We start from the raw sequence: 21,696 nt of genomic DNA, 5'->3' as shown, positions 1-21,696 counted from the left end.
ATCGGCGACGGCTGGTTGCTGTCTGGCTATTGCTCCTGTGGAACGCACGCGCAACCTTAAATGTAAATTTCGTAATTTCTAAAATATACGTCAAGTATAGTGAGGAATGTCAGAGGCTTAGATTAAAAATAACTCAATATAACATTAATGATTTTAGTCGATATCTAGCTCTGTGCGGTAAAACCCATCGATTTATGGGGGATGGGATCTGCGCCGGAGGGGTATTGTGAAAATTCGCGGCAAAATAAATCTGCTTGTATCTGTCATGGCCGGGGCGGCGCTTCTGATCGGCGCCACCGCCCTCTATGCATTGCATCAGTATGATCAGAAATTACAGAGCTATGAGCAGACGGCGAGCCGCGCTTACATGGGCGAGCGCCTGAATCGCTACGTGACCGCGGTGGTCATGGAAGCGCGCGGCATCTATGCCGCGGCTGCGGCAAAGGACGTCAAACCCTTTGCCGATGGGCTGATGGCGGATCTCGACGAAATCGACAAGGTGCTGACGAGCTGGGCGCCTCTGGTGCCGGAGGAGCAGAAGCCGGAATTCACCAAGCTGCAGGCCCGCGCCCAGGAATTTCGCGTCTTTCGCACGGAAACCGCCAGGCTCGGCGTGACCGATGGCCCGGATGCCGCCGGCAAGCAGGGCAACAACGAGGCGAACCGCGCTAACCGCAAGGCTTTCCAGGCTGAGATCGATGCGATCGTCCAGACCGACAAGGCTGAACTTGCGAAGGCGGAAGCCGAGATCGCAACCTTCCATAGCAATGTCCTGTGGGTCGTCCTTAGCATCATGATCGCCGGTATCGTGGCCGGCGTTGGCCTCGGCGCCTATATCGGAACCGTCCACCTGAGCCGCCCGATCCGCAAGGTGATCGATGCGATAAAGAATGTCGCCGACGGCCATTTCGATATCGAGGTGCCGTTTGCCGGCCGTGGCGACGAAATCGGCGAGATGGCGGCCGCCGTCGACGTCTTCAAGGAAAACGGCAATGCCGTGCGCCGCATGAATGCCGAGGAAACGGCCATGCGCGCCAAGAGCGACGAGCTTCAGTCGAGCATGTCTCTCGCGGTCTCGGCCGCGGCGGCCGGCGATTTCAGCCACCGCATCGAGAAGGACTATGGCGACGTCAACCTCAACCGCTTCGCCGGCAACGTCAACGAGCTGCTTGTCAGTGTCGATAGAGGCATCGGCGAAGTCCGCCGCGTCATCGCGAGCCTCGCGGACGGTGATCTGACGCAGGCGATGAAGGGTGAATTCCAGGGTGCCTTTGCCGAGCTGCAGCAGAACGTCAACGCGACGCTCGCAACGCTGAAGAGCACCATGAGCGAAGTGCGCGGGACCACCGGTTCGATCAACTCCAACACCAATGAGCTGCGCCACGCCAGCGATGACCTCTCCAAGCGCACCGAACAGCAGGCGGCGGCGCTGGAGGAAACTTCGGCAGCGCTCGATGAGATCACCTCTGTCGTCCAGAATTCGACGGAGCGGGCGCGCGAGGCAAGCGTCATGGTCGGCGAAGCCAAGGATGACGCGGCGCGCTCCGGCACCGTGGTTCGCAATGCCATCGATGCCATGGGCCGCATCGAGCAGGCATCGGGCGAGATCAGCCAGATCATCGGCGTGATCGATGACATCGCCTTCCAGACCAATCTTCTCGCATTGAACGCGGGCGTCGAGGCGGCGCGCGCCGGCGAGGCGGGCAAGGGCTTCGCCGTCGTCGCGCAGGAAGTGCGCGAGCTCGCTCAGCGCTCCGCCACCGCGGCCAAGGATATCAAGGCGCTGATTAGCAAGTCCGGCGGCGAGGTGCAGGTCGGCGTCAAGCTCGTGCAAGCGACCGGTGAGGCGCTGTCTACCATCGAGGCCCGGGTGCTGAAGATCAACGATCACATCCATTCGATCGCGACGGCGGCGCGCGAACAGGCAACGGGCCTGTCAGAGGTGAACAAGGCCGTCAACCAGATGGATGAAGTCACCCAGCGCAATGCCGCCATGGTCGAGGAGACGTCGGCCGCGACCCATCGCCTGGCGGCCGAAGCCGACGGCCTTGTCCAACTTGTCTCGCGCTTCAAGGTGGATGCCGCCAATATCGCCGCGCCCGTGCCCGCGCGCGCCGAGACGCATCGTCCCACGGCGTCGCCCGCACGCCGTATGATCGATAGGGTCGCAACCGCGTTCGGCGGCGGCGCGGCGGCCGCACCGGCTACCGCGACGAAGGGCTGGGAAGAGTTCTGACCTTTCAGCTGTGAGGCCAAATACAAGGCCGGCCAAGGCGCCCGAGCGGCGCGGCCGGCCTTGTCTGTTTGTCCAAGCGCGGAGACGATTGGAAAAAAGCCCACAATCACCTATTATCTAGTTTCGATTAGGTCGCCATCAGGTCGCTTTGCGGCGAAGCGGGACAATTGAAATGGACAGTGGGCAGGGCAAGGACGCCGCAATGAGCGGCAAGGTCGCCAAGGGCGGCTTGTCCCAGTTTTGCCGGCCCAGGGGCATCTTCGGCGGCCTTTCCGGCAAGCTTCTCATCCTGACCGTTGTTTTCATTTCCCTGGCGGAAGTGCTCATCTTCGTGCCCTCCGTCGCCAATATGCGATTGCGCTGGCTGCAGGATCGGCTGAACACCGCCGCCGCCGCCGCCATCGTCATCGACGGCCTGCAGCCGGCCGAACTGCCGCGAGCGCTGCAAAAAGAGACATTGATGGCCACCGGCACGCGGGCCATCGTTCTGCGCAAGGACGGCACCTCGCGACTGCTCGCGACAGCCGAAATGCCGGCCTCCGTCGACGACAAATACGATCTCAGCGACGTCTCTCAGCCGACCGCGATCAAGGATGCGCTCGATACGCTGCTGTTTGGCGGTAACCGCATCATCCGTGTTTTCGGCCCCGTCGGCGGCGATGCAAATACCGGCATCGAGGTGGTGCTGAAGGACACCCGCCTGCGCAACGCGATGCTGGCCTATTCGGTCAGCGTGTTCTTCGTCTCCATCCTGATCTCGTTGTTCACGGCGACGCTGATCTTCTTTGCGATCAACCGCATGATGATCCGCCCGATCCGCCGGCTGACGGACAGCATGCAGGCTTATTCGGACGATCCGGAGGATCCGGGCCGCGTCCTCGTTCCCGATAGGGGAGGCGACGAGCTTGCCGTGGCCGGCCGCCATCTCGCCTCCATGCAGTCGCAACTGCAGAAGACCTTGAAGCAGCAGAAGAATCTCGCCGCTCTCGGGCTGGCCGTTTCGAAGATTAATCACGACATGCGCAATATCCTTTCGGCCGCGCAGCTGATGTCGGACCGTCTTGTCGATGTGGATGACCCGATGGTCAAGCGCTTCGCGCCGAAGCTGCTGCGCACCATCGACCGCGCCGTCGGCTATACGACCGAGGTGTTGTCCTACGGCCAGACCTCCGAGTCCGCGCCGCGCCGGCGCAAGATCCGTCTCCTCGAGCTCGTCGGCGAAGTCCGCGATATCCTCGCGATCGACCCCGATAGCGGCATAGAATTCGCCGAGCAGCTCAGTCCGGATCTGGAGGTCGATGCCGACAGCGAGCAGCTGTTCCGCGTCATTCACAATCTCTGCCGCAATGCCCATCAGGCGCTGGTCGCTTTCGGAGAGACGGACCCGGACAGCATCCGGCGCATCACGGTATCGGCGCATCGAATCGGCAGTGTGGTCAGCATCACCGTCGACGACACCGGACCCGGCATGCCGCAGAAGGCGCGCGAAAACCTCTTCACCGCTTTCCGCGGTTCGGCCCGCTCCGGCGGCACGGGCCTTGGCCTGGCGATCGCCCGTGAACTCGTCCTTGCCCATGGCGGCACCATTGCGCTCGTCGAAAAGCCGGTGGCCGGCACGCAGTTCCGCATCGAGATTCCCGACCGCCCGGTATCCCTGGATGACTATCGCAGCAGAAGCCTTCAAGAAAGATGATTGTTTTCAGCTACTTGACGCCAATATGCACGAAAATCGCGATCTTTTTCACAAATCCACTTGCATTCCCTCAAGGGACCCTTTAGAGAACCGCCCACGCCAACGGTTTCTTCCGTTTCGGCCACGCACCCGTAGCTCAGCTGGATAGAGCACCAGACTACGAATCTGGGGGTCAGGAGTTCGAATCTCTTCGGGTGCGCCATTTTTCCATCATTCCGGAACAAGCTTGGCATCTATCTAACCTAGCTTCGAACCAAGCAAGCATTCGCGATAGCCTGTGAGGTCAATGCCGTTGCGCGGGCTGACACTATCACCGCCGAATGTGGTAACCTACCAGAATGTCTGGCCGTTGCTTTGCCTTAACGCATTCTGGGCTGCATGTCGTCCTTTGCCGCGATGGTCCTCAGGGCGGTACGCAATATCTGATAGGCTTGCTCTCCCAATAGCTCCCGATATTGTTGTTCGATCCCGTCGTTAAACTCGTGAACGATCTGCATCACCTGCCGTGCCTTCGGCCTGGCGGTGACCAGCTTGGCGCGCCTGTCCGTAGGGTCTGGCGCCCGCTCGACATAGCCAAGGCGTTCCAGATCATCGATCAGCTCGCCCATCGCGGCCTTGCCCATGCCCGCCCTCTCGGCAAGCAGGCTGGCTCGGGTTCCTTCTTCATCAATATTGGCAAAGATTGCGCCATGCTTCGGTCGGATGGCGGGATGGCCGCGCTGGTGCAGCGTCTGGGTGAGCGCGTGTGCGGAGGCTTGATAGGCATATAGCAAAAGCGATTGCGTGTAAGGCGTTACCATATTTCCAATTCATTCCGGTTGCCATATAGTATTGCTTCCATATTAATATAGGGAGGCTGAGATGTCACTGCATCCGGACGTTGGACAAGCCGCGCAACAAATCGTTGATGCTTTCGTCGCCGCATGGAATAGCCACGATGCTGGCGCCTTCGCTGCGATATTTGCGCAAGACGCTGATTTCACTAACGTATTTGGAATGAAGGCAACGGGCCGATCATCGATCGAGCAGTTTCACAGGCCCATATTCGAGACGATGTTCAAGGATAGTCAGCTCAAAGTCACCAAAACGCAAATGCGTCCTATCCGCCCCGATGTTATCGCGCTCGACGTTCACTGGAGCATGACGGGCGCGCGTGATCCGGAAGGGAATGAATGGCCGGAACGCCACGGGCTGATCAACATGGTGATCGTGCGCGAAGACGTCTGGTCAATTGCCGTCATGCACAACATGGACCTGCCCGAGGACGGAAAAGCGGAAGCTCAGCGTAAGTTGCAGAGTTGATGCCCTCTTCAGAGCCGGGATATGCCAAATCGGCTGCGTGCTAAGCGAAGCGGCACGCGTCTAAGGAACACACACGGCAGCCGGTCCAGGGCGACGGTGTTGAGCCGCCCGCCGGCAATCGCATCCGAAATCAAAAAGTAATTACAGAACAGTTCCCAGCTTTATCCTCACGGATGCGGCATTTCCTTTACATCTCAACGGATGACTTGCTTTCTTGAAGTGGGAGCATTGCCTGGCGCCAACATTTGACGCCAGCCGAATGTCGATCGGTCATTTTATTTTGCAGTTGCCGATTCCACTAAGCAATTCCAGAAAAAGTGCGCAGCGATTTTCCGTTCGAATTGTAAAATAAATAGAGCGATCAGCCAGGCCGCTTCGTACCCTGCCCATGATCCGTCTTCAGCGGCAATTCCGGCAGAAACAGCAGCGCGATCAGCGCCAGTGCCACGATGGCGGTTCCCGTTGCAAATGTCATGGCGATCGCGTGACGATAGAGCGCTATTGCGGCGGCGTGAGCCTCGGGGGAGGCGGTCGCAAGCTGTTTCATGCCGGCTTCTGTCAGGGATGATATGTGAACTCCATCCAGCGCGCCGCCGGCATTCTGCACGCGGTAGGCGAGGATCGCGCCGGAGCCGGTGACGCCGATAAGGCCGCCGAGCGAGCGGAAGAAGGCGAGCGTCGCCGTTCCCACACCGCGATGGGCAAGGGGAAGGGCATTCTGTACGGCAATCGTCATGGTGGGCATGACGAGGCCAAGACCGAGGCCCAGCGCAAAGATTGTGGGTTCGATGATCCAGAAGCCCTGGCTGGTGGCCGCCGCCCAGGCGAGCGTCGCGAAGGCAGCCGTTGCAAGGCTGAGGCCGCAGAGCTGTGCCGGCTTGTAGCGTCCGAAACGGTGTAAGAGCACGCGCCCGTTGACCATCGACGAGATGACGACGCCGATCATCAGCGGGCCGGTCAAAAGGCCGGAATGCGATGGGCTGACCCCCATGACCATCTGGAAGAACAGCGGAAAGAACAGGCTCGCCCCGAGCATGCCCATGAAGGTCAGGGCGAGCACGAGGCAGGCGACGACGAACAGCCGGTTGCCGAAGAGATCGGGCGGCAGCACCGGCTCAGGCTCGCGCCGGATGTGAAGGATGAAAAAGACGAAAAGGACGAGTGCTGCGACGGACAGGCCGAAGATCTCGGGCGAGTTCCAGGCCCATTCATTGCCGCCGAGTGCGAGCACCAGCAGGAAGCTCGTCGTGCAGCCGGTCAGCAGCGCCGCGCCGAGATAGTCGATGCGGCGGCTGCGCGCCTGATGCGGCCGCTTCAGTGCGCGGCCGATCATGACGAGGGCGACGGCGCCGATCGGCAGGTTGACATAGAAGATCCAATGCCATGACAGGAGATCGGTGATGATGCCGCCCGCGATCGGGCCGATGACGCTGCAGACGGCGAAGACGGCCGCGATCGAACCCTGATTGCGCCCGCGTCTTGCCGGCGGCACGAGGTCGCCGATGATGACCTGCGCCAGCGGCAGCAATCCGCCGGCACCGATGCCCTGGATCGCGCGGAAGATGATGAGCTGCATGAGCGTCTGCGCCATGCCGCTCAGCACCGAACCCAGAAGGAAGATGAGGATCGCCGTATAGATCATCGGCTTGCGGCCGTACTGGTCGCTGAGCTTGCCGTAGAGCGGCATGGTGCTGGTGGAGGCGAGCACATAGGCGCTGACGACCCAGGAGAGGTGCGACAGCCCGCCGAGATCGCTGACGATGCGCGGCAGCGCGGTCGCGACGATGCTCTGGTCGATGGCGCCGAGGCCGAGAACGATCATCAGGCCGAGTATGACCGCGCGGATCTCGCGGCGGTCGGGCTGATCGGCCGTCGACGGCACCGGTTGGGGAGCGGCATTCATGCTTTCGGCGTTCATTGACCGATCTCCATGAGCGGTTCGATTGCGGCGCGGATGGCATCGCGTTGTTGAGGCGACAGTTTGACGAGCTCCGAGGCGAGCCAATCGGTTCGCCGCTGCTTCAGGCGGCGAATGAATTCCCGCCCCTTCTCCGTGGCAATCAGGCCGTTGCGGCGCCGATCGGTCGGATCGGGCTCCGCGCGCGCGATGAGGCCATCCCGCTCCATGGCCTTCACGTGCCCGGATATCGTCGGTCCGCGCAGCCTCTCCATCCGCGCCAGTTCGGCAACGCCGATGCCCGGTTGGCGGATGATGGCGACCAGCAGCAGAGCGTGCAGTGGCGACGGTCCGGCCTCGTCGCTCTCGCGCCGCAATTGCCGGTGCAGGCGGTGGAGGGCAGGCCGCAGCGCTTCGGCGAGCGCATAGGCATCTTCGATCCCGTGATGGCGGTCGGCTTTGCTCATCGAGCCTCGCTTGCTGATAGATAGGTAGGCTTCCTATCTATAGATCTATCGCGCGGGATGTACTTGCGCAAGCGATAATATTATGAAACATTTTCAATCAGTGCGGGTCGTTCAACCATGTTGCGACCCGCGAGGAGGAGAAGAGCTGTGAAACGTTTCCTGACAACCGTGACAGTGACTGCCCTGAGTGCTCTGCTCAGCATTACCTCTTTCGATCCGGCCGCCGCCGCGCCGATCCAGCCCTTGATCCAGCCGGCGATCCAGCAGACGGAAAGCCAGCCGGCCGGCGTAACCGAAGTGCAATATCGCCATCACAACCGGCACTATCGCCGGCATCACCGACCACACTATCGGCCACACTACCGTCCACATTATCGCCCGGGCTATTGGCACGGTTATCGCGGCTATCACTATGCCCGCCCAGGCTACCGGCGCTATAATGGTTGGTGGTATCCGATGGCTGCCTTCACCGCCGGCGCAATCATCGGCGGAGCCGTTGCCCAGCCGCCCCGCGGCAGCGTTCATGTTCGCTGGTGCGCGAGCCGGTATAAGACATACCGCGCTTCCGATAATACCTATCAGCCGACCAATGGCCCGCGCCGCCAGTGCGTGAGCCCGTGATCTGACACCCGTTCGATCCCTCCCTGCCGAGCGGGGAGGGGGTCGTTTTCAGGCCGCCGCGGTCAATTGCTCCGAAACGTCCCACAGCCGCCGCCAGATGGCTTGGTCGCGGGCGTGCGAGGCGATCTTGGCACGCACTGGCGGTCCCTTGAGTTCGTAAAAACCATTGGGGCCATACATGGCGCCACCCTCCGCCGCCGGCGAAGTGGCGGCAAAGAGTGTCGGCAGGGCGCCTGCCGCTGCCGTATGCGATAGAAGCGGCCCCAGCAATCTTGTCATGATTTCGAGGCTGCCGGCCCGGTCGCGGCCCATGCGCGGACCCGTGGTCTGCAGGCTGGTCGCGGCGTAGCCGGGATGGGCGGCAATGCTTTTCAGCTTCCAGCCTTCGGCGCGGGCGACACGGTCGAGCTCCAGGCTGAACAGCAGTGTTGCCAGCTTCGATTGGCAATAGGCGGCCCAGGACCGATAGCGCCTGCGCCACTGCAGATCGTCGAAATTGATCCTGCCGCTGCGATGGGCCAGACTGCTGACGGTGACGATGCGCGGACTGTCGGCGGCGAAAATCTTCGGCAATAGCCGCATCGTCCAGGCGAAATGTCCGATATAATTGGCGCCCATCTGCATCTCGAAACCGTCTTCCGTCTCATGCCGGTCAGGGATGGCCATGACGCCGGCATTGTTGATGAGCAGATCGATACGCGGCACAGTGGCGGCGATGCGGCCCGCGGTGCGGGTGACGGAATCGAGGCTGGCGAGATCCAGCGGTTCGAACGTGACGTCCGCTGCGGGTATTGTCGCTCGGATCTTGGCGAGCGCTTCATTGGCCTTGGTCTCGTTGCGCGAGGCGATGATGACCTTTGCGCCAGCGCCCGCCAGAGCCTTTGCCGCTTCGTAGCCTATGCCGCTATTGGCGCCGGTGATGACTGCTATGCGGCCTGTCTGAGACGGGATATCCTTCACTGTCCAGTCTGGCATTGCGGAAACTCCTGTAAAGAGATTGCCATTGCCCATTGTATCTGGTGATTTCTATACTAAATGCAAGTTTGCAATTGATGAAAATATGTAGGCGCCAAATTCACCGTCATGCCTGCATCTCAACGCTTTCGAGGATTTAATGGCGCGGCATGCCTTTGAATTGCCACGCTGCTCGTCCTCATCACCCCGATATATGATATCGTGTCCGAAGATTGGATTTGCGGAATGACGACAAAGACTTCATGCGCTGATTTTGTGCAGTTCTTCCGCTCCTGGGTCAGCAATCCCTTGCGCGTAGCCGCTGTGGCGCCCTCGGGCGAGCGGCTGGCGAGATTGATGACGCAGGAGATCGAGCCGCTCGATGGCCCGATCCTCGAGCTTGGCCCGGGCACGGGCGTATTCACACGCGCGTTGCTGGCGCGTGGTATCCCGGAAAGCGCGCTCACGCTCATCGAGTTCGGCGAGGAATTTGCCGTTCGGCTGCGCGGGCGCTTTCCCGAGGCGCGGGTGGTGCATATGGATGCGGCGCAGCTCGGCCGATGCGGACTTTTCGACGGCGCTCCTTTCGGTGCCGTCGTCAGCGGTTTGCCGCTGCTGTCCATGCCGCCTTCGAAAGTCGAGGCCATCGTCGGCGGTGCCTTCGAAACGATGAAACCCGGAGGGGCCTTCTATCAGTTCACCTATGGCCCGCGCTGTCCGGTACAGAAGGCAATCCTGGAAGATCTCGGGCTGAAGGCAACGCGCGTCGGCGGCACGGTCCGCAATATTCCGCCCGCCGGCGTCTACAGGATATCGCGGCAAAATCCGCTGGAACTCTCGATCAACGGTTCCAAATATCGTAGCACCGGAGAGGGCGTCGGAATCAGTGCGTTGATGCCGGAAGCCGGCCGTGCCGATAAGGGGCGGCCGGAAGCAAATGCGTAGCGGGGGGAGTGGATGGCGGAAAAGCCGGATGTCGATATCGCGGTGAAGGAAGGCCGGCGCGAGCGCAAGCGCCGTCAGACCCGCGAACGCATCGAATCCAGTGCCCTGAAACTCTTTCTCGAGCGCGGCTTCGATGCCACCACCATCGAGGACATCACCGAAGCCGCTGACGTTTCCAAGCGCAGTTTCTTCGACTATTTCCCCAGCAAAGAGGACGTAGTCACCGCCTGGCAGGACAGTTTCTCCGGCGAACTGATCGATGCCGTGGCTGCCCAGCCACCGGATACCTCCCTTTTCGAGGTCGTCGAGGCGGCCATCCGTGCTGCCCTTCGCGCCGCCACGGCGGATCCCCAGCGCCTCGCGCTGATGGCCTTGATCAGCAACAACCCGGCACTTCGCGCGCGCGATCAGCTGAAATACGTCAAGCTGGAAAGGAAGCTTGCGGATGCCCTCCATGCCCGCGGGCGTGGCGGCGAGGAAGAGCGTTTCCGCTTGAACATCTTCGCGGCAGCCGTCGTCACCATGCTGCGTCTCGGCAGTGAGCGTTGGAGCAAGGCTCGGCAGACTATTTCGCTGGAAGAATTCGCGGAGAATATGTTTGAAGAGCTTTGGGCAGCGCTTGCCGATTTTGGCGGGCAGGCGGAGACCCGCATGCGCCCCAAGTAATCTCATCCAAAGGCACCGATCACGAGTGAGGCTCAGCTGCTGCGGGCTATGGATTCATCTTGCCGCCCGCGCATTGCATAAGCCGCGATGCTGCCCCATGTAGTATCGGTCGCGACGCCCATTCTCTCCCTCGCGAAAAATTCGATTTGCCCAGCAGATCTCGGCTCCTCCCCGGATGCCGAAACGCACAACACATTTCACATCAGCAAAAGGGACTATAACCATGTCAGCATTCGATGCAGCCAAGTCCGGTCAGTTCAAGATCGGTGGTGACCTCCCCGTTCATCGCCTCGGTTTCGGTGCCATGCGTATTACCGGTACCGGTATCTGGGGCGAGCCCGAAGATCATAACGAAGCCGTCCGCACGCTGAGGCGCCTGCCGGAACTCGGCATCAATTTCATCGATACGGCCGATTCCTATGGGCCGGACGTCTCCGAACGCCTGATCAAGGAAGCGCTCCACCCCTATGGCCACGATCTCGTCGTCGCGACCAAGGGCGGGCTCGCCCGCACCGGTCCGAACGTATGGGTGCCTTTGGGCCGTCCTGAATATCTGATCCAGCAGGCGCACAAGAGCCTGCGCAATCTCGGCGTCGACCGCATCGATCTCTGGCAGCTCCATCGCATCGACCCCAAGGTGCCGGCGCCCGAGCAATTCGATGCCGTGAAATCGCTGTTGAATGACGGTATCATCCGCCATGCCGGCTTGAGCGAAGTCTCGGTTGCCGACATCGAGGCAGCATCGAAGCACTTCAAGGTGGTCACGGTGCAGAACCGCTACAATCTTGTCGATCGCACCAGCGAAGACGTACTCGACTATTGCGAAAAGCATGGCATCGGCTTCATCCCCTGGTTCCCGCTTGCCGCAGGCGACCTCGCCAAGGAAGGCTCACTGCTCGATACCATCGCGAAGAAGCATAATGCCGCCCCGAGCCAGATCGCGCTTGCCTGGGTGCTGAAGCGCAGCCCTGTCATGCTGCCGATCCCCGGAACGGGCAAGGTCAAGCACCTCGAGGAAAACACCGCAGCGGTCGATATCGTCCTTTCCGACGAGGAATTTGCCGCGCTGGACGCCGAAGGCAAGAAGGCGTTCAAGGCAGCCTGAGCCGAAAGTCACCCGGCCGGTGGGAGACTGCTCACCGGCTGGATGTCAGTGGAGGGGTGTTTCCAATGCAAAAACGACGATCACGATCATGTGAATCTCGGGATCTGGGTAAATAGCGCCTGCAAAATAGGCGCCACTCTCCCGAAAATGCCGGCGATATGCGATATTTTCGGCACCTGTGAAGAAAGCAATGCGCGTAATGCATTGCTGCATTGCGAAAGCCGATCTGTTCATCCCAGCCCTCTCGTTATATCTAATTCCTCGAAGGCAGCGCACTCCTCCTCCCAGCGCTCCTTCAATGATTGGCAACACTCCTCCTCCTCCCAGTTGCCAATCCGGATCAAGAGCCCGATGCATCCTCCTCCCGCATCGGGCTCTTTTTTATTTTCAGCCCGATTATCAGTTGGCGATGTTGGACGATTGCGTTGCGCCTTTGCAATGCCGCCGCGAATTAGCATCGCGTCATGAGCCAAAGAACCGGTGGAGCAGCTTGCGCCGTGGACATGCATGCGTAGAGTGGCGCAACATTCTGACGGTAAGGAAAGGTTGCATGATGCAGCGCATGGCGGGTTCGCACCGATGGGGGAGGGCGTTTTTCCGAACCGCGGCCATGGTTGTCACCTTGTCTCTGGCCGCCTGCGGCCGCCCGATCGGCGTCATGCAGCCTGTTTCCGAAAACGTGCCGGGCACATCGAAGGTCGATCTCCTCGTTGCCACCACACGCCTGCCGGACCAAGATCCGGCAATTCTTTTCTCCGGCGAACGTGGGCCCGGGTTGAAGGTGGATGCGGTCAGCGTCTCCATCCCGCCCGAGGCCAATCGCAAGGTCGGTCAGGTTCAGTGGCCGAGCCGTTTGCCCGGCAATCCCTTGAAGAATTTCGTCACGATCGGCGTCAAGCCGCTGGCGGGCGAAACGGAGGGACGCGCCTGGGTGCATGCGGAACTGCCGAAGAACAAGCGCGTGCTGATCTTCGTGCATGGCTTCAACAACCGCTATGAGGATGCGGTCTATCGCTTCGCGCAGATTATTCACGATTCGCATGCCGACGTCGCGCCGATCGTCTTCACCTGGCCGTCGCGCGCCAGCATCTTCGACTATGCCTACGACAAGGAAAGCACCAACTATTCCCGCGATTCGCTGGAGGAGCTGCTGCGGCGTATCTCCGCCGATCCCGCCGTCGGCGACATCACCGTCATGGCGCATTCGATGGGCACCTGGCTCGCGGTCGAATCGCTGCGGCAAATGGCGATCCGCAATGGCCGCGTCGCGCCGAAGATCAAGAACGTCATCCTGGCCTCTCCCGATCTCGACGTCGACGTCTTCGGGCGGCAGTTTGCGGCACTCGGCAAGGACAAGCCGCATTTCACGCTGTTCGTCTCGCGGGACGACCGCGCTCTTTCGCTCTCACGGCGCATTTCCGGCAATATCGATCGCCTGGGCCAGATCGATCCGGCGGCCGAACCCTATCGCAGCGAGCTGGAGAAGCAGGGCATCACCGTGCTCGATCTCACCAAGCTCAAGACCGGCGATGGCTTGAACCACGGCAAGTTCGCCGAAAGCCCGGAAGTGGTAAAGCTGATCGGAGCCCGGCTGATCGAGGGCCAGACGATCACCGATTCCGATGTCGGTATCGGTGACGCGGTCGGCGCCGTCGCCATGGGGGCCGCGCAAACGGTCGGCAGCGTGGCGGGCGCGGCTGTCAGCGCCCCGATTGCCATCTTCGATCCGCGCACCCGTCGGAACTATGGCGAACAATGGCGCCGTGTCGGTGCTTCCGCCGGCAACACCGTCGGCTCGCTGGGCGATAGCGTCGAGGCGACCGGCAGCAATGTCGGGGAAGCATTGAAACAATAGCGCTGTCATCACCCGATCACAGGGCGCGTCGCGATCCTTCGTCCCGCCTGAAAACGGCATAGCCACCTAGCTCGATCTGATATATCAGAGAATTGCGTCGGCTGACGTTTGGCATGGCTGCGAGTGGCGTCGGACATGGGCGGCGACAGGCCGGCCGGCGGCCGATATGATGGCCGGCATAAGCCCACGGTCGACACGGCGCCGTTCCGCATCAACCGCTATCAGGAGGAAACGAATGTCCGATACCGAAAAGCCCGTTGCATTGATCACCGGCGGCGGCCGCGGCATGGGTGAAGCGATCGCCCGCGAGCTTGCCGCCAATGGCTATCGCCTGGCGCTGATGTCGCCATCGGAGAGCTGTGAGACGCTGGCGGCCGAACTCGGCGGCGTCGCCTCGCGCGGTGTGGCGGAAAAGGCCGAGGATATCCAGGCGATCTTCGATTTGACGATGAAGAGCTATGGCCGTATCGACGCCGTGGTCAACCATACCGGCCATCCGCCGAAGGGCGATCTGCTCGATATCTCGGACGAAAGCTGGACACTCGGTTCCGATATGATGATCCTGTCGCTCGTGCGCATGGCAAGGCTGGTGACGCCGGTCATGCTGAAGCAGGGCAAGGGCACTTTCGTCAACATCACCACCTTTGCCGCCTACGAGCCGTCGCTGGTCTTCCCGGTTTCCTGCACCTATCGCGCCGCGGCCGGCGCCTTCACCAAGCTCTATTCCGATCGTTACGCGGCCGACAATATCCGCATGAACTGCATCCTGCCCGGCTATATCGACAGCCTGAATCACAAGCCGGACACCGCCGACAAGGTGCCGATGAAGCGCATCGGCCTGATGAGTGAGATCGCCAAGACGGCAGCCTTCCTGCTGTCGGATGGCGCCGGCTACATCACCGGCCAGAATATCCGCGTCGACGGCGGCATTACACGACACGTCTGATTGGAGCCCATGAGATGAGATGGAAGCGCACGATCCAGCTGCTGGATGTTCATTGCGAGGGGGAAATCGGCAGGGTCGCCATCGGCGGCGTGCCGAAGATCCCGGGCAACAGCATTGCCGAGCAGCTGCATTGGCTGAATACCGATCCCAAGGGCCAGGAGCTGCGCCGCTTCCTCGTGCTGGAGCCGCGCGGCGCGCCGATCGGCTCCGTCAACCTGCTGCTACCGGCGAAGCATCCCGATGCCGATGCCGGCTTCATCATCCTGCAGCCGGATCAGGCGCATGCGAGCTCGGGTTCGAACTCCATCTGCGTGACCACGGCCCTGCTCGAATCCGGCATCGTCGAGATGAAAGAGCCGGAAACGGTCGTTACGCTCGATACGGCGGCCGGCCTCGTCCGTGCCACGGCGACCTGCCGCGACGGCCGCTGCGAGAAAGTGCGGCTGACCATGGTGCCGTCCTTCGTGCATGAGCTGGATGTCGAACTCGACACGCCGCAATGGGGCAAGATCAAGCTCGATCTCTGTTATGGCGGCATCTTCTATGGACTCGTCGATGTCGGCCAGATTGGTCTGAGGATCGAAAAGGCGAATGCCGCCGCCCTCGTCCAGGCCGGCATGATCATCAAGGATGCGATCAATCGGGCGATGACCGTCGTTCATCCGGAAATTCCGGCGATCTCGGGCGTCGCCTATGTGATGTTCCGCGACATCGACGACGATGGCGCTATCCGCACCTGCACGACCATGTGGCCCGGCCGCGCCGACCGTTCGCCCTGCGGCACCGGCAATTCCGCCAATCTGGCGACCCTGCATGCCCGCGGCAAGGCCAAGGTCGGCGATGTCTTCAAATCCCGCTCGATCATCGGTTCGGAGTTCGAAGTCGGCCTGCAGGCGGAGACAGAAGTTGCTGGCAAGCCGGCCATCATCCCGACAATCACCGGCCGCGGATTTACCTTCGGTCTCAGCCAGGTGGCGCTCGATCCCTTCGACCCCATGGCGGAAGGTTTTGCCATGACGGATGTCTGGGGGCCTTCGGCGGGGAATATCTGAGGGCGGACAGGGAATCGGTTCTGTCCGCATGGAGAGATTTGCCCCTCACCCTAACCCTCTCCCCGCACGCGGGGAGAGGGGATTATCTATCAGCTCGTCTGAGCAATTGGCCAGAAGGAAGGCTGCAGGTGCGCCCATCCCCTTCGCCCCGCGAGCGGGGAGAAGGTGGCCGCCCTTCGACAAGCTCAGGACGCCGGATGAGGGGCGATCTCTGCAACGGGTATTGCGACGACCTTACTACCCCTTCGGGTAAATCACACCCTTGCGCAGAATAATATTGCCGTAGAGCCTTGGCTCGCTGGTCTGGATCAGCGCATGCGCCTGCTTCACCCTTTCGTAGAATTCCGCCGGCAGCAGCGGCACGACCTTGATCTCGGGCACATGCCGGGCGCAGCACTCGATCATTTCGGCATGGACGGGATCGACGGCGTCGCGGTCCTGTCGGACCGTCGCGCGGAAAATCGCCTGCGGCACGAAATCGTCGATCGGCAGCACGCTCAGTACGGCGTCGAGCACGGGGATGACGCCGTGGCCGTCGAGACGGATGAGGCGGCGGCCATGCTCGAGGCCTGGATAATTGCCGTCGACAAGGGCGATTTCGTCACCATGGCCCATGGCGCGCAGCGTCGCCAGCAGCTCGGGGCTCAATAGCGGGTCAATGCCCTTCAGCATGCTCTATCTCCTTGAAAAGAACGTTTTGGTCGATCAGGTAGCGCGCGAAGATCGGCAGGCTGGCGGCGCCGATGGCGCGTGCCTGCGGCCCCACGGCCCCCTCGATGATATCAGGCATGACGACGCCCTGGAGATCGAGTTCGGCAGCTGCCCTGGTGGTCGCGCGCACGACGCGTTCCCGCACCCAATCGGGGAAGCCGCCATCGATGACGGCGGCGCTGAAATCGATGACCGAGGCGGCCGCGACGATCGCCTGCGCCAAGGCCTTGGCCGTATCCTGGATCCAGATTTCCAACGGCTCGCCGAAGTCGATCCAGTTGTCTGCCGAATACCAGAGGGGGCGCGGGTCGAAGCCATGATCGCGCAGAAGGTTCTCGAGCACGAAGATCGAGGCGATTTCGAGAAGCTGGCGGTTCTCGCCATTGCGGCCGCGCACGGGCAGCGGGCCGAGCGCACCGGCCGTGCCGGTCCGGCCGACGAAGGTCGACGAGTTAAGGACGATGCCGCCGCCGAGGAAGGAGCCGATGAAGAAATAGACGAAATCCGGATAGCGTGGGCCGACGCCGAAGACGAGTTCGGCGCCGCAGGCGCTGGTGGCGTCGTTCTGCAGCATAACGGGATAGGGCGCGCGCGAGGCGATTTCGGCCCGCAGGTCGAAGCCGCGCCATGCGTCCATAGCCCCGGGCGGCGATCCGACCTGCTCGGCCCAGTTCCACAGTTCGAACGGCGCGGCGACGCCGATCCCGGCGATCTTCCGCCGCTGGTCCTCGCTGAGGCGCCCCTCCAGCTCCCGGACGCCCGCCGTGACGAAGGCGATGATGTCCTGCGGCAGCGGGTAGGGATAGGTTTGATGAAGCTGCATCCTGATGCCGCCGACGAAGTCCATCAGCACGAGATCGGCGCTGCGCCGGCCGATCTTGACGCCGAAGGAGAGCACCGCGTCAGGGTTGAGGCGCATGGGAATCGATGGCTGTCCGACGCGCCCGCGAACGGGTGCGTCGCGAGACAATAGCCCGTCCTTCTCCAGCTCCCGCATGATGACGGAAACGGTCTGTGCCGAAAGTCCGCTGCGCCTGGCGATATCGGCCTTCGAAAGCGCGCTGTGACGACGCACGAGCGACAGGACGAGCCGTTCGTTATGGGCGCGCACGCCAAGCTGGTTCGCGCCCCCGCTGTGGTCGAGAATCGCCGGTGCTGTGGGTGTTTCCTCAGGGTCGTGCACGAGAGACATGAGCCTGCTCCTTCCATCATGGCCATGCCTTATTTTTTTCCAGAATGCCACATCGAATTAATAATTCAATCCGATTTATTTATTGACAGCTCGAAATCTTTAGGCTCAGATATGGGCGTTGAGGATGCGTATATGGCCTTGGAGGAGGTCCACCGAAAATAATCCGACAGGCATTGCGCAACTCCACGCCGGGCTCGGCTCCGTGATTGCCGGACAGTCCGGCCTTTCAAACATCGGGAGGATTGAATGAAGAAATCTGTTATTTCCGCCACGCTCGCCGCTCTGGCGATCGGCGTTGCCTTCGCCGCACCCGCAAAGGCTGCCGGCGTATCCGCCTGCCTCATCACCAAGACCGATACCAACCCCTTCTTCGTCAAGATGAAGGAAGGCGCGACGGCCAAGGCCAAGGAACTCGACGTGACGCTGAAGTCCTATGCCGGCAAGATCGACGGTGACAGCGAAAGCCAGGTCGCCGCCATCGAAAGCTGCATCGCCAGCGGCGCCAAGGGTATTCTGATCACCGCTTCCGACACGAAGGGCATCGTTTCCTCGGTCAAGAAGGCACGCGACGCCGGCCTGCTGGTCATCGCGCTCGACACGCCTCTGGAACCGGCTGACGCCGCCGACGCGACCTTCGCAACCGACAATCTTCTCGCCGGCAAGCTGATCGGCGAATGGGCCAACAAGACGCTGGGTGACAAGGCCAAGGACGCCAAGATCGGCTTTCTCGACCTGACGCCGTCGCAGCCTTCCGTCGACGTTCTGCGCGACCAGGGCTTCATGATCGGCTTCGGCATCGACCCGAAGGACCCGAACAAGATCGGCGACGAAACCGATGCGCGCATCGTCGGCCATGATGTCACCAACGGCAACGAGGAAGGCGGCCGCAAGGCCATGGAAAACCTCTTGCAGAAGGATTCCAGCATCAACGTCATCCACACGATCAACGAACCGGCTGCTGTCGGCGCCTATCAGGCCCTGAAGGCCGTCGGCTTGGAAAAGCAGGTTCTGATCGTGTCCGTTGACGGCGGTTGCCCGGGCGTCAAGTCCGTCAAGGAAGGCGTGATCGGCGCCACGTCGCAGCAGTATCCGCTGATGATGGCTGCCCTCGGCGTCGAGGCGATCAAGAAGTTCGCCGATAGCGGCGAAAAGCCGAAGCCGACTGAAGGCAAGTCCTTCTTCGACACCGGCGTCTCGCTGGTGACGGACAAGCCGGTTTCCGGCCTGAAGTCGATCGACACCAAGGAAGGCATGGCAAAGTGCTGGGGCTAAGCCCCTCACGAAATGTGATATAATCCCTTCGGGAGCCGCGTCATGCGCCTGCTGGCGCGGCTCTTCTTATAAGGGAGCAGACAATCGCAACAGTCACGTCGGCCGGGGTTCATCCCCTCGGCTGGCCCCTAACAGCCGGCGGTTTCCGCGCATGAGCGCGGTGGCGGAGGAATAATATGTCCGGAGCACAGGAATTCGAACGTGTTCTCGACGGCAGCGACAAGAACGTCGCTTCGTTCGAGCAGCACGATGCCTCTTTTCTCAAGCGCGTGCAGCATTTTCTGCATTCGACGCCGGCCGCGGTGCCGTTGATCGTATTGGTGATGGCGATCGTGATCTTCGGTATCGCGATCGGCGGGCGGTTCTTTTCCGCCTATACGCTGACGCTGATTCTGCAGCAGATCGCGATCGTCGGCATTCTCGGCGCCGCCCAGACGCTGGTCATCCTGACTGCCGGCATCGATCTGTCGATCGGCGTGATCATGGTCATTTCCTCCGTCGTCATGGGCAACGTCGCCGTTACTTACGGCCTGCCGGCGCCGGTCGCCATTATCGCGGGCATGGCCGCGGGCGGCATCTGTGGGTTGCTCAACGGTTTCCTCGTCGCCAACATGAAGCTGCCGCCGTTCATCGTGACGCTCGGTACCTGGAATATCGTCATGGCGACGAATTTCATTTATTCCGCCAATGAAACTATCCGCGACACCGATGTCGATGAAAAGGCGCCGCTCCTGCATCTCTTCGCGGTCAGCTTCCGGCTCGGCGGCGCGGTGCTGACCCTCGGCGTCATCGCCATGGTGCTGCTGGTGCTGGGCCTTTGGTATATTCTCAATCACACCGCCTGGGGCCGTCATGTCTATGCTGTCGGCGACGATCCGGAAGCAGCGAAATTGTCGGGCATCCAGACCAAGAAAGTGCTGCTTGCCGTCTATGGCGTTTCGGGACTGATCGCGGCCTTTGCCGCCTGGGTTTCGATCGGCCGCAACGGCTCCGTCTCGCCGTCTTCGGCAGTGACGGACTTCAATCTTCAGGCGATTACCGCGACCGTGATCGGCGGCATCTCGCTATTCGGCGGCCGTGGCTCGATCCTCGGCACGCTCTTCGGCGCCATGATCGTCGGCGTCGTCTCCATGGGCCTCAATATGCTCGGAGCCGATCCGCAGTGGAAGGTTCTCCTGACCGGCGTGCTGATCATCGGCGCCGTCGCGATCGATCAATGGATCAGAAAGGTATCGGCATGACCACGACTGGCGAACCCCTTCTCACCGCGCGTGGCCTCGTCAAGCGCTATGGACGCGTCACCGCACTCGACAACGCCGATTTCGATCTCTATCCCGGCGAAATCCTTGCTGTTATCGGCGACAACGGCGCCGGAAAATCCTCGCTGATCAAGGCGATTTCCGGCGCGGTGACACCCGATGAAGGCGAGATCAAGCTGGAAGGCAAACCTGTTCATTTCAGGTCGCCGATGGAAGCGCGCGAGGCTGGCATCGAAACGGTCTACCAGAACCTGGCGCTATCGCCGGCGCTCTCGATCGCGGACAACATGTTCCTCGGTCGCGAGATCCGCAAGCCCGGCGTCCTCGGCTCCGTCTTCCGCATGCTCGACCGGCCGGCCATGGAAAAGCGCGCCCGCGACAAGCTCACCGAACTCGGCCTGATGACGATCCAGAACATCAACCAGGCAGTGGAAACGCTCTCCGGCGGCCAGCGCCAGGGTGTCGCCGTGGCGCGTGCCGCCGCTTTCGGTTCCAAGGTCGTCATCATGGATGAGCCGACGGCCGCACTCGGTGTCAAGGAAAGCCGCAAGGTTCTGGAACTCATCCTCGATGTGCGCGCGCGCGGCTTGCCGATCGTGCTGATCTCGCACAACATGCCGCATGTCTTCGAGGTTGCGGACCGCATCCACATTCATCGCCTTGGACGACGCCTGACCGTCATCAATCCGAAGGAATACACCATGTCCGACGCCGTCGCCTTCATGACCGGCGCCAAGACTCCGCCGGTCGAGAATGTCGCTGCATGAGCGTCTCTCTTGACGATGTTGCCGGCGAGATCATCGCACGCGCCGGCAACGCGAAGCGCTTCCTGGTGGCGATCGCCGGCCCTCCCGGGGCCGGCAAGTCTACCTTGGCCGACAATGTCGCCAAGGCCTTGAAGGCCAGAGGCGAAAGCGCCGAAGTCCTGCCGATGGACGGCTTTCACATGGACAATGCGGTGCTGATCGAGAAGGGGCTTCTGAAGCGGAAGGGCGTGCCTGACAGTTTCGACGTCCGCGCCTTTCTCGATATCGTCAAAGCCGTGCGCGCCGCCGACGAGGAGGTGCTTGTACCGGTCTTCGACCGCTCGCGAGAGCTTGCCATCGCCTCGGCCCGCATCGTCCCGGTCGATCACCGCTTCATTGTCGTCGAAGGAAACTACCTGCTGTTCAGCCAGGGCAAATGGGCGGAGTTGGAAGGCCTGTTCGATTATTCGATCATGCTTGCCCCACCCATGGAGGTGCTGGAGGAACGGCTGTGGGCGCGCTGGAGGGGCTACGATCTCGACGAAGAGGCGGCCAGCGCCAAGGTTTACGGCAACGATCTGCCCAACGGCCGGCTGATTCTGGAAAACCGCCGCCGCGCAGACATTACCATCGATATCGTGCAGGATTGAGCTTCTCTGTCATTTAACTGCGCTCGCGGATTGTTTTGCGATGGCGGTTGATGCTATCGAAGCGCACTATCAAAAAGCACGATCCCGAAACGGCCGAGGCAGCTTTCGGGCGGGATCGCGTTCACAT

The 21,696-nt window shown here is 61.4% G+C and carries 21 protein-coding genes and 1 tRNA gene; 15 read left to right on the top strand and 7 right to left on the bottom strand.

The annotated features are described in order from the left end of the window. The first annotated feature begins 226 nt into the window (after positions 1-226). The 3 genes from ACPYOP_RS04280 (at position 227) to ACPYOP_RS04270 (ending at position 4,131) form a co-directional block, all read left to right on the top strand. Positions 227-2,236, top strand: a complete 2,010-nt coding sequence (locus ACPYOP_RS04280) for a HAMP domain-containing methyl-accepting chemotaxis protein (protein ID WP_481409153.1) — start codon at positions 227-229, stop codon at positions 2,234-2,236. Positions 2,237-2,438: 202 nt separating this feature from the next. Continuing rightward, the gene (locus ACPYOP_RS04275) at positions 2,439-3,929 is read left to right on the top strand and encodes an ATP-binding protein (protein WP_481409316.1); all 1,491 of its coding nucleotides are present in this window, start codon (positions 2,439-2,441) and stop codon (positions 3,927-3,929) included. Positions 3,930-4,054: 125 nt separating this feature from the next. Beyond that, positions 4,055-4,131 (top strand) — tRNA-Arg (locus tag ACPYOP_RS04270). Between the two features lie 157 nt (positions 4,132-4,288). Here ACPYOP_RS04270 and ACPYOP_RS04265 read toward each other — a convergent pair. Further along, entirely contained in the window at positions 4,289-4,729 is a 441-nt protein-coding gene (locus ACPYOP_RS04265; RefSeq protein ID WP_481409152.1) for a MarR family winged helix-turn-helix transcriptional regulator, read from the bottom strand. Positions 4,730-4,790: 61 nt separating this feature from the next. On the opposite strand from ACPYOP_RS04265, the gene ACPYOP_RS04260 reads away from it, so the two are divergent. Then, a complete protein-coding gene (locus ACPYOP_RS04260; protein ID WP_481409151.1) occupies positions 4,791-5,231 on the top strand; it encodes an SgcJ/EcaC family oxidoreductase in 441 nt (146 codons plus the stop codon). A gap of 361 nt (positions 5,232-5,592) precedes the next feature. Here ACPYOP_RS04260 and ACPYOP_RS04255 read toward each other — a convergent pair whose 3' ends face one another. Then, positions 5,593-7,149: an MDR family MFS transporter gene (locus tag ACPYOP_RS04255; RefSeq protein ID WP_481409150.1), complete on the bottom strand. Its 1,557-nt coding sequence runs from the start codon at positions 7,147-7,149 to the stop codon at positions 5,593-5,595. Then, positions 7,146-7,595, bottom strand: a complete 450-nt coding sequence (locus tag ACPYOP_RS04250; RefSeq protein WP_481409149.1) for a MarR family winged helix-turn-helix transcriptional regulator — start codon at positions 7,593-7,595, stop codon at positions 7,146-7,148. The genes ACPYOP_RS04255 and ACPYOP_RS04250 overlap by 4 nt, the downstream gene beginning before the upstream one ends. Positions 7,596-7,712: 117 nt before the next feature. Here ACPYOP_RS04250 and ACPYOP_RS04245 point away from each other — a divergent pair, with 117 nt between their 5' ends. Next, a complete protein-coding gene (locus ACPYOP_RS04245; protein ID WP_481409148.1) occupies positions 7,713-8,216 on the top strand; it encodes a BA14K family protein in 504 nt (167 codons plus the stop codon). A 48-nt stretch (positions 8,217-8,264) separates the two neighbouring features. Here the strand turns inward: ACPYOP_RS04245 and ACPYOP_RS04240 are convergent, their stop codons facing one another. Continuing rightward, positions 8,265-9,191: an oxidoreductase gene (locus tag ACPYOP_RS04240; RefSeq protein WP_481409147.1), complete on the bottom strand. Its 927-nt coding sequence runs from the start codon at positions 9,189-9,191 to the stop codon at positions 8,265-8,267. Between the two features lie 225 nt (positions 9,192-9,416). Here ACPYOP_RS04240 and ACPYOP_RS04235 point away from each other — a divergent pair, with 225 nt between their 5' ends. The 3 genes from ACPYOP_RS04235 (at position 9,417) to ACPYOP_RS04225 (ending at position 11,886) form a co-directional block, all read left to right on the top strand. After that, a complete protein-coding gene (locus tag ACPYOP_RS04235) occupies positions 9,417-10,115 on the top strand; it encodes a class I SAM-dependent methyltransferase (protein WP_481409146.1) in 699 nt (232 codons plus the stop codon). A 12-nt stretch (positions 10,116-10,127) separates the two neighbouring features. After that, complete coding sequence (locus tag ACPYOP_RS04230; RefSeq protein WP_481409145.1) at positions 10,128-10,781, top strand: TetR family transcriptional regulator; 654 nt, start codon at positions 10,128-10,130, stop codon at positions 10,779-10,781. A 223-nt stretch (positions 10,782-11,004) separates the two neighbouring features. Further along, entirely contained in the window at positions 11,005-11,886 is an 882-nt protein-coding gene (locus ACPYOP_RS04225) for an aldo/keto reductase (RefSeq protein WP_481409144.1), read from the top strand. A gap of 45 nt (positions 11,887-11,931) precedes the next feature. Here ACPYOP_RS04225 and ACPYOP_RS04220 read toward each other — a convergent pair whose 3' ends face one another. After that, on the bottom strand, positions 11,932-12,120 hold the full coding sequence (locus ACPYOP_RS04220) for a hypothetical protein (RefSeq protein WP_481409143.1): 189 nt from the start codon (positions 12,118-12,120) through the stop codon (positions 11,932-11,934). 328 nt (positions 12,121-12,448) lie between these two features. On the opposite strand from ACPYOP_RS04220, the gene ACPYOP_RS04215 reads away from it, so the two are divergent. From ACPYOP_RS04215 to ACPYOP_RS04205, 3 genes are all read left to right on the top strand, one after another. Beyond that, the gene (locus ACPYOP_RS04215) at positions 12,449-13,741 is read left to right on the top strand and encodes an alpha/beta hydrolase (RefSeq protein ID WP_481409315.1); all 1,293 of its coding nucleotides are present in this window, start codon (positions 12,449-12,451) and stop codon (positions 13,739-13,741) included. A 235-nt stretch (positions 13,742-13,976) separates the two neighbouring features. After that, a complete protein-coding gene (locus ACPYOP_RS04210) occupies positions 13,977-14,687 on the top strand; it encodes an SDR family oxidoreductase (RefSeq protein ID WP_481409142.1) in 711 nt (236 codons plus the stop codon). Positions 14,688-14,701: 14 nt separating this feature from the next. Beyond that, a complete protein-coding gene (locus ACPYOP_RS04205; protein WP_481409141.1) occupies positions 14,702-15,739 on the top strand; it encodes a 4-hydroxyproline epimerase in 1,038 nt (345 codons plus the stop codon). Between the two features lie 237 nt (positions 15,740-15,976). On the opposite strand, the gene ACPYOP_RS04200 is transcribed toward ACPYOP_RS04205, so the two are convergent. Both ACPYOP_RS04200 and ACPYOP_RS04195 read right to left on the bottom strand, forming a co-directional pair. After that, entirely contained in the window at positions 15,977-16,411 is a 435-nt protein-coding gene (locus tag ACPYOP_RS04200) for an RbsD/FucU family protein (RefSeq protein ID WP_481409140.1), read from the bottom strand. Further along, positions 16,395-17,642, bottom strand: coding sequence for an ROK family transcriptional regulator (locus tag ACPYOP_RS04195; RefSeq protein ID WP_481409139.1), 1,248 nt, complete (start codon positions 17,640-17,642; stop codon positions 16,395-16,397). The genes ACPYOP_RS04200 and ACPYOP_RS04195 overlap by 17 nt, the downstream gene beginning before the upstream one ends. A 246-nt stretch (positions 17,643-17,888) precedes the next feature. Here ACPYOP_RS04195 and ACPYOP_RS04190 point away from each other — a divergent pair, with 246 nt between their 5' ends. The 4 genes from ACPYOP_RS04190 (at position 17,889) to ACPYOP_RS04175 (ending at position 21,569) form a co-directional block, all read left to right on the top strand. Then, entirely contained in the window at positions 17,889-18,914 is a 1,026-nt protein-coding gene (locus tag ACPYOP_RS04190) for a substrate-binding domain-containing protein (protein ID WP_481409138.1), read from the top strand. 176 nt (positions 18,915-19,090) lie between these two features. Continuing rightward, positions 19,091-20,155 carry an ABC transporter permease gene (locus ACPYOP_RS04185; protein ID WP_481409137.1) on the top strand — a complete coding sequence of 355 codons (1,065 nt, stop codon included), beginning with the start codon at positions 19,091-19,093 and terminating at the stop codon, positions 20,153-20,155. Continuing rightward, on the top strand, positions 20,131-20,940 hold the full coding sequence (locus ACPYOP_RS04180) for an ATP-binding cassette domain-containing protein (RefSeq protein ID WP_481409136.1): 810 nt from the start codon (positions 20,131-20,133) through the stop codon (positions 20,938-20,940). Before ACPYOP_RS04185 ends, ACPYOP_RS04180 begins: the two co-directional genes overlap by 25 nt. After that, on the top strand, positions 20,937-21,569 hold the full coding sequence (locus ACPYOP_RS04175; RefSeq protein WP_481409135.1) for a nucleoside triphosphate hydrolase: 633 nt from the start codon (positions 20,937-20,939) through the stop codon (positions 21,567-21,569). Before ACPYOP_RS04180 ends, ACPYOP_RS04175 begins: the two co-directional genes overlap by 4 nt. Positions 21,570-21,696: the final 127 nt, after the last annotated feature.

Source organism: Rhizobium sp. KNZ2-6A, assembly GCF_056755475.1.
Note: the sequence above shows the minus strand (reverse complement) of the source record. Positions and strands in the feature narration are given on the sequence as shown.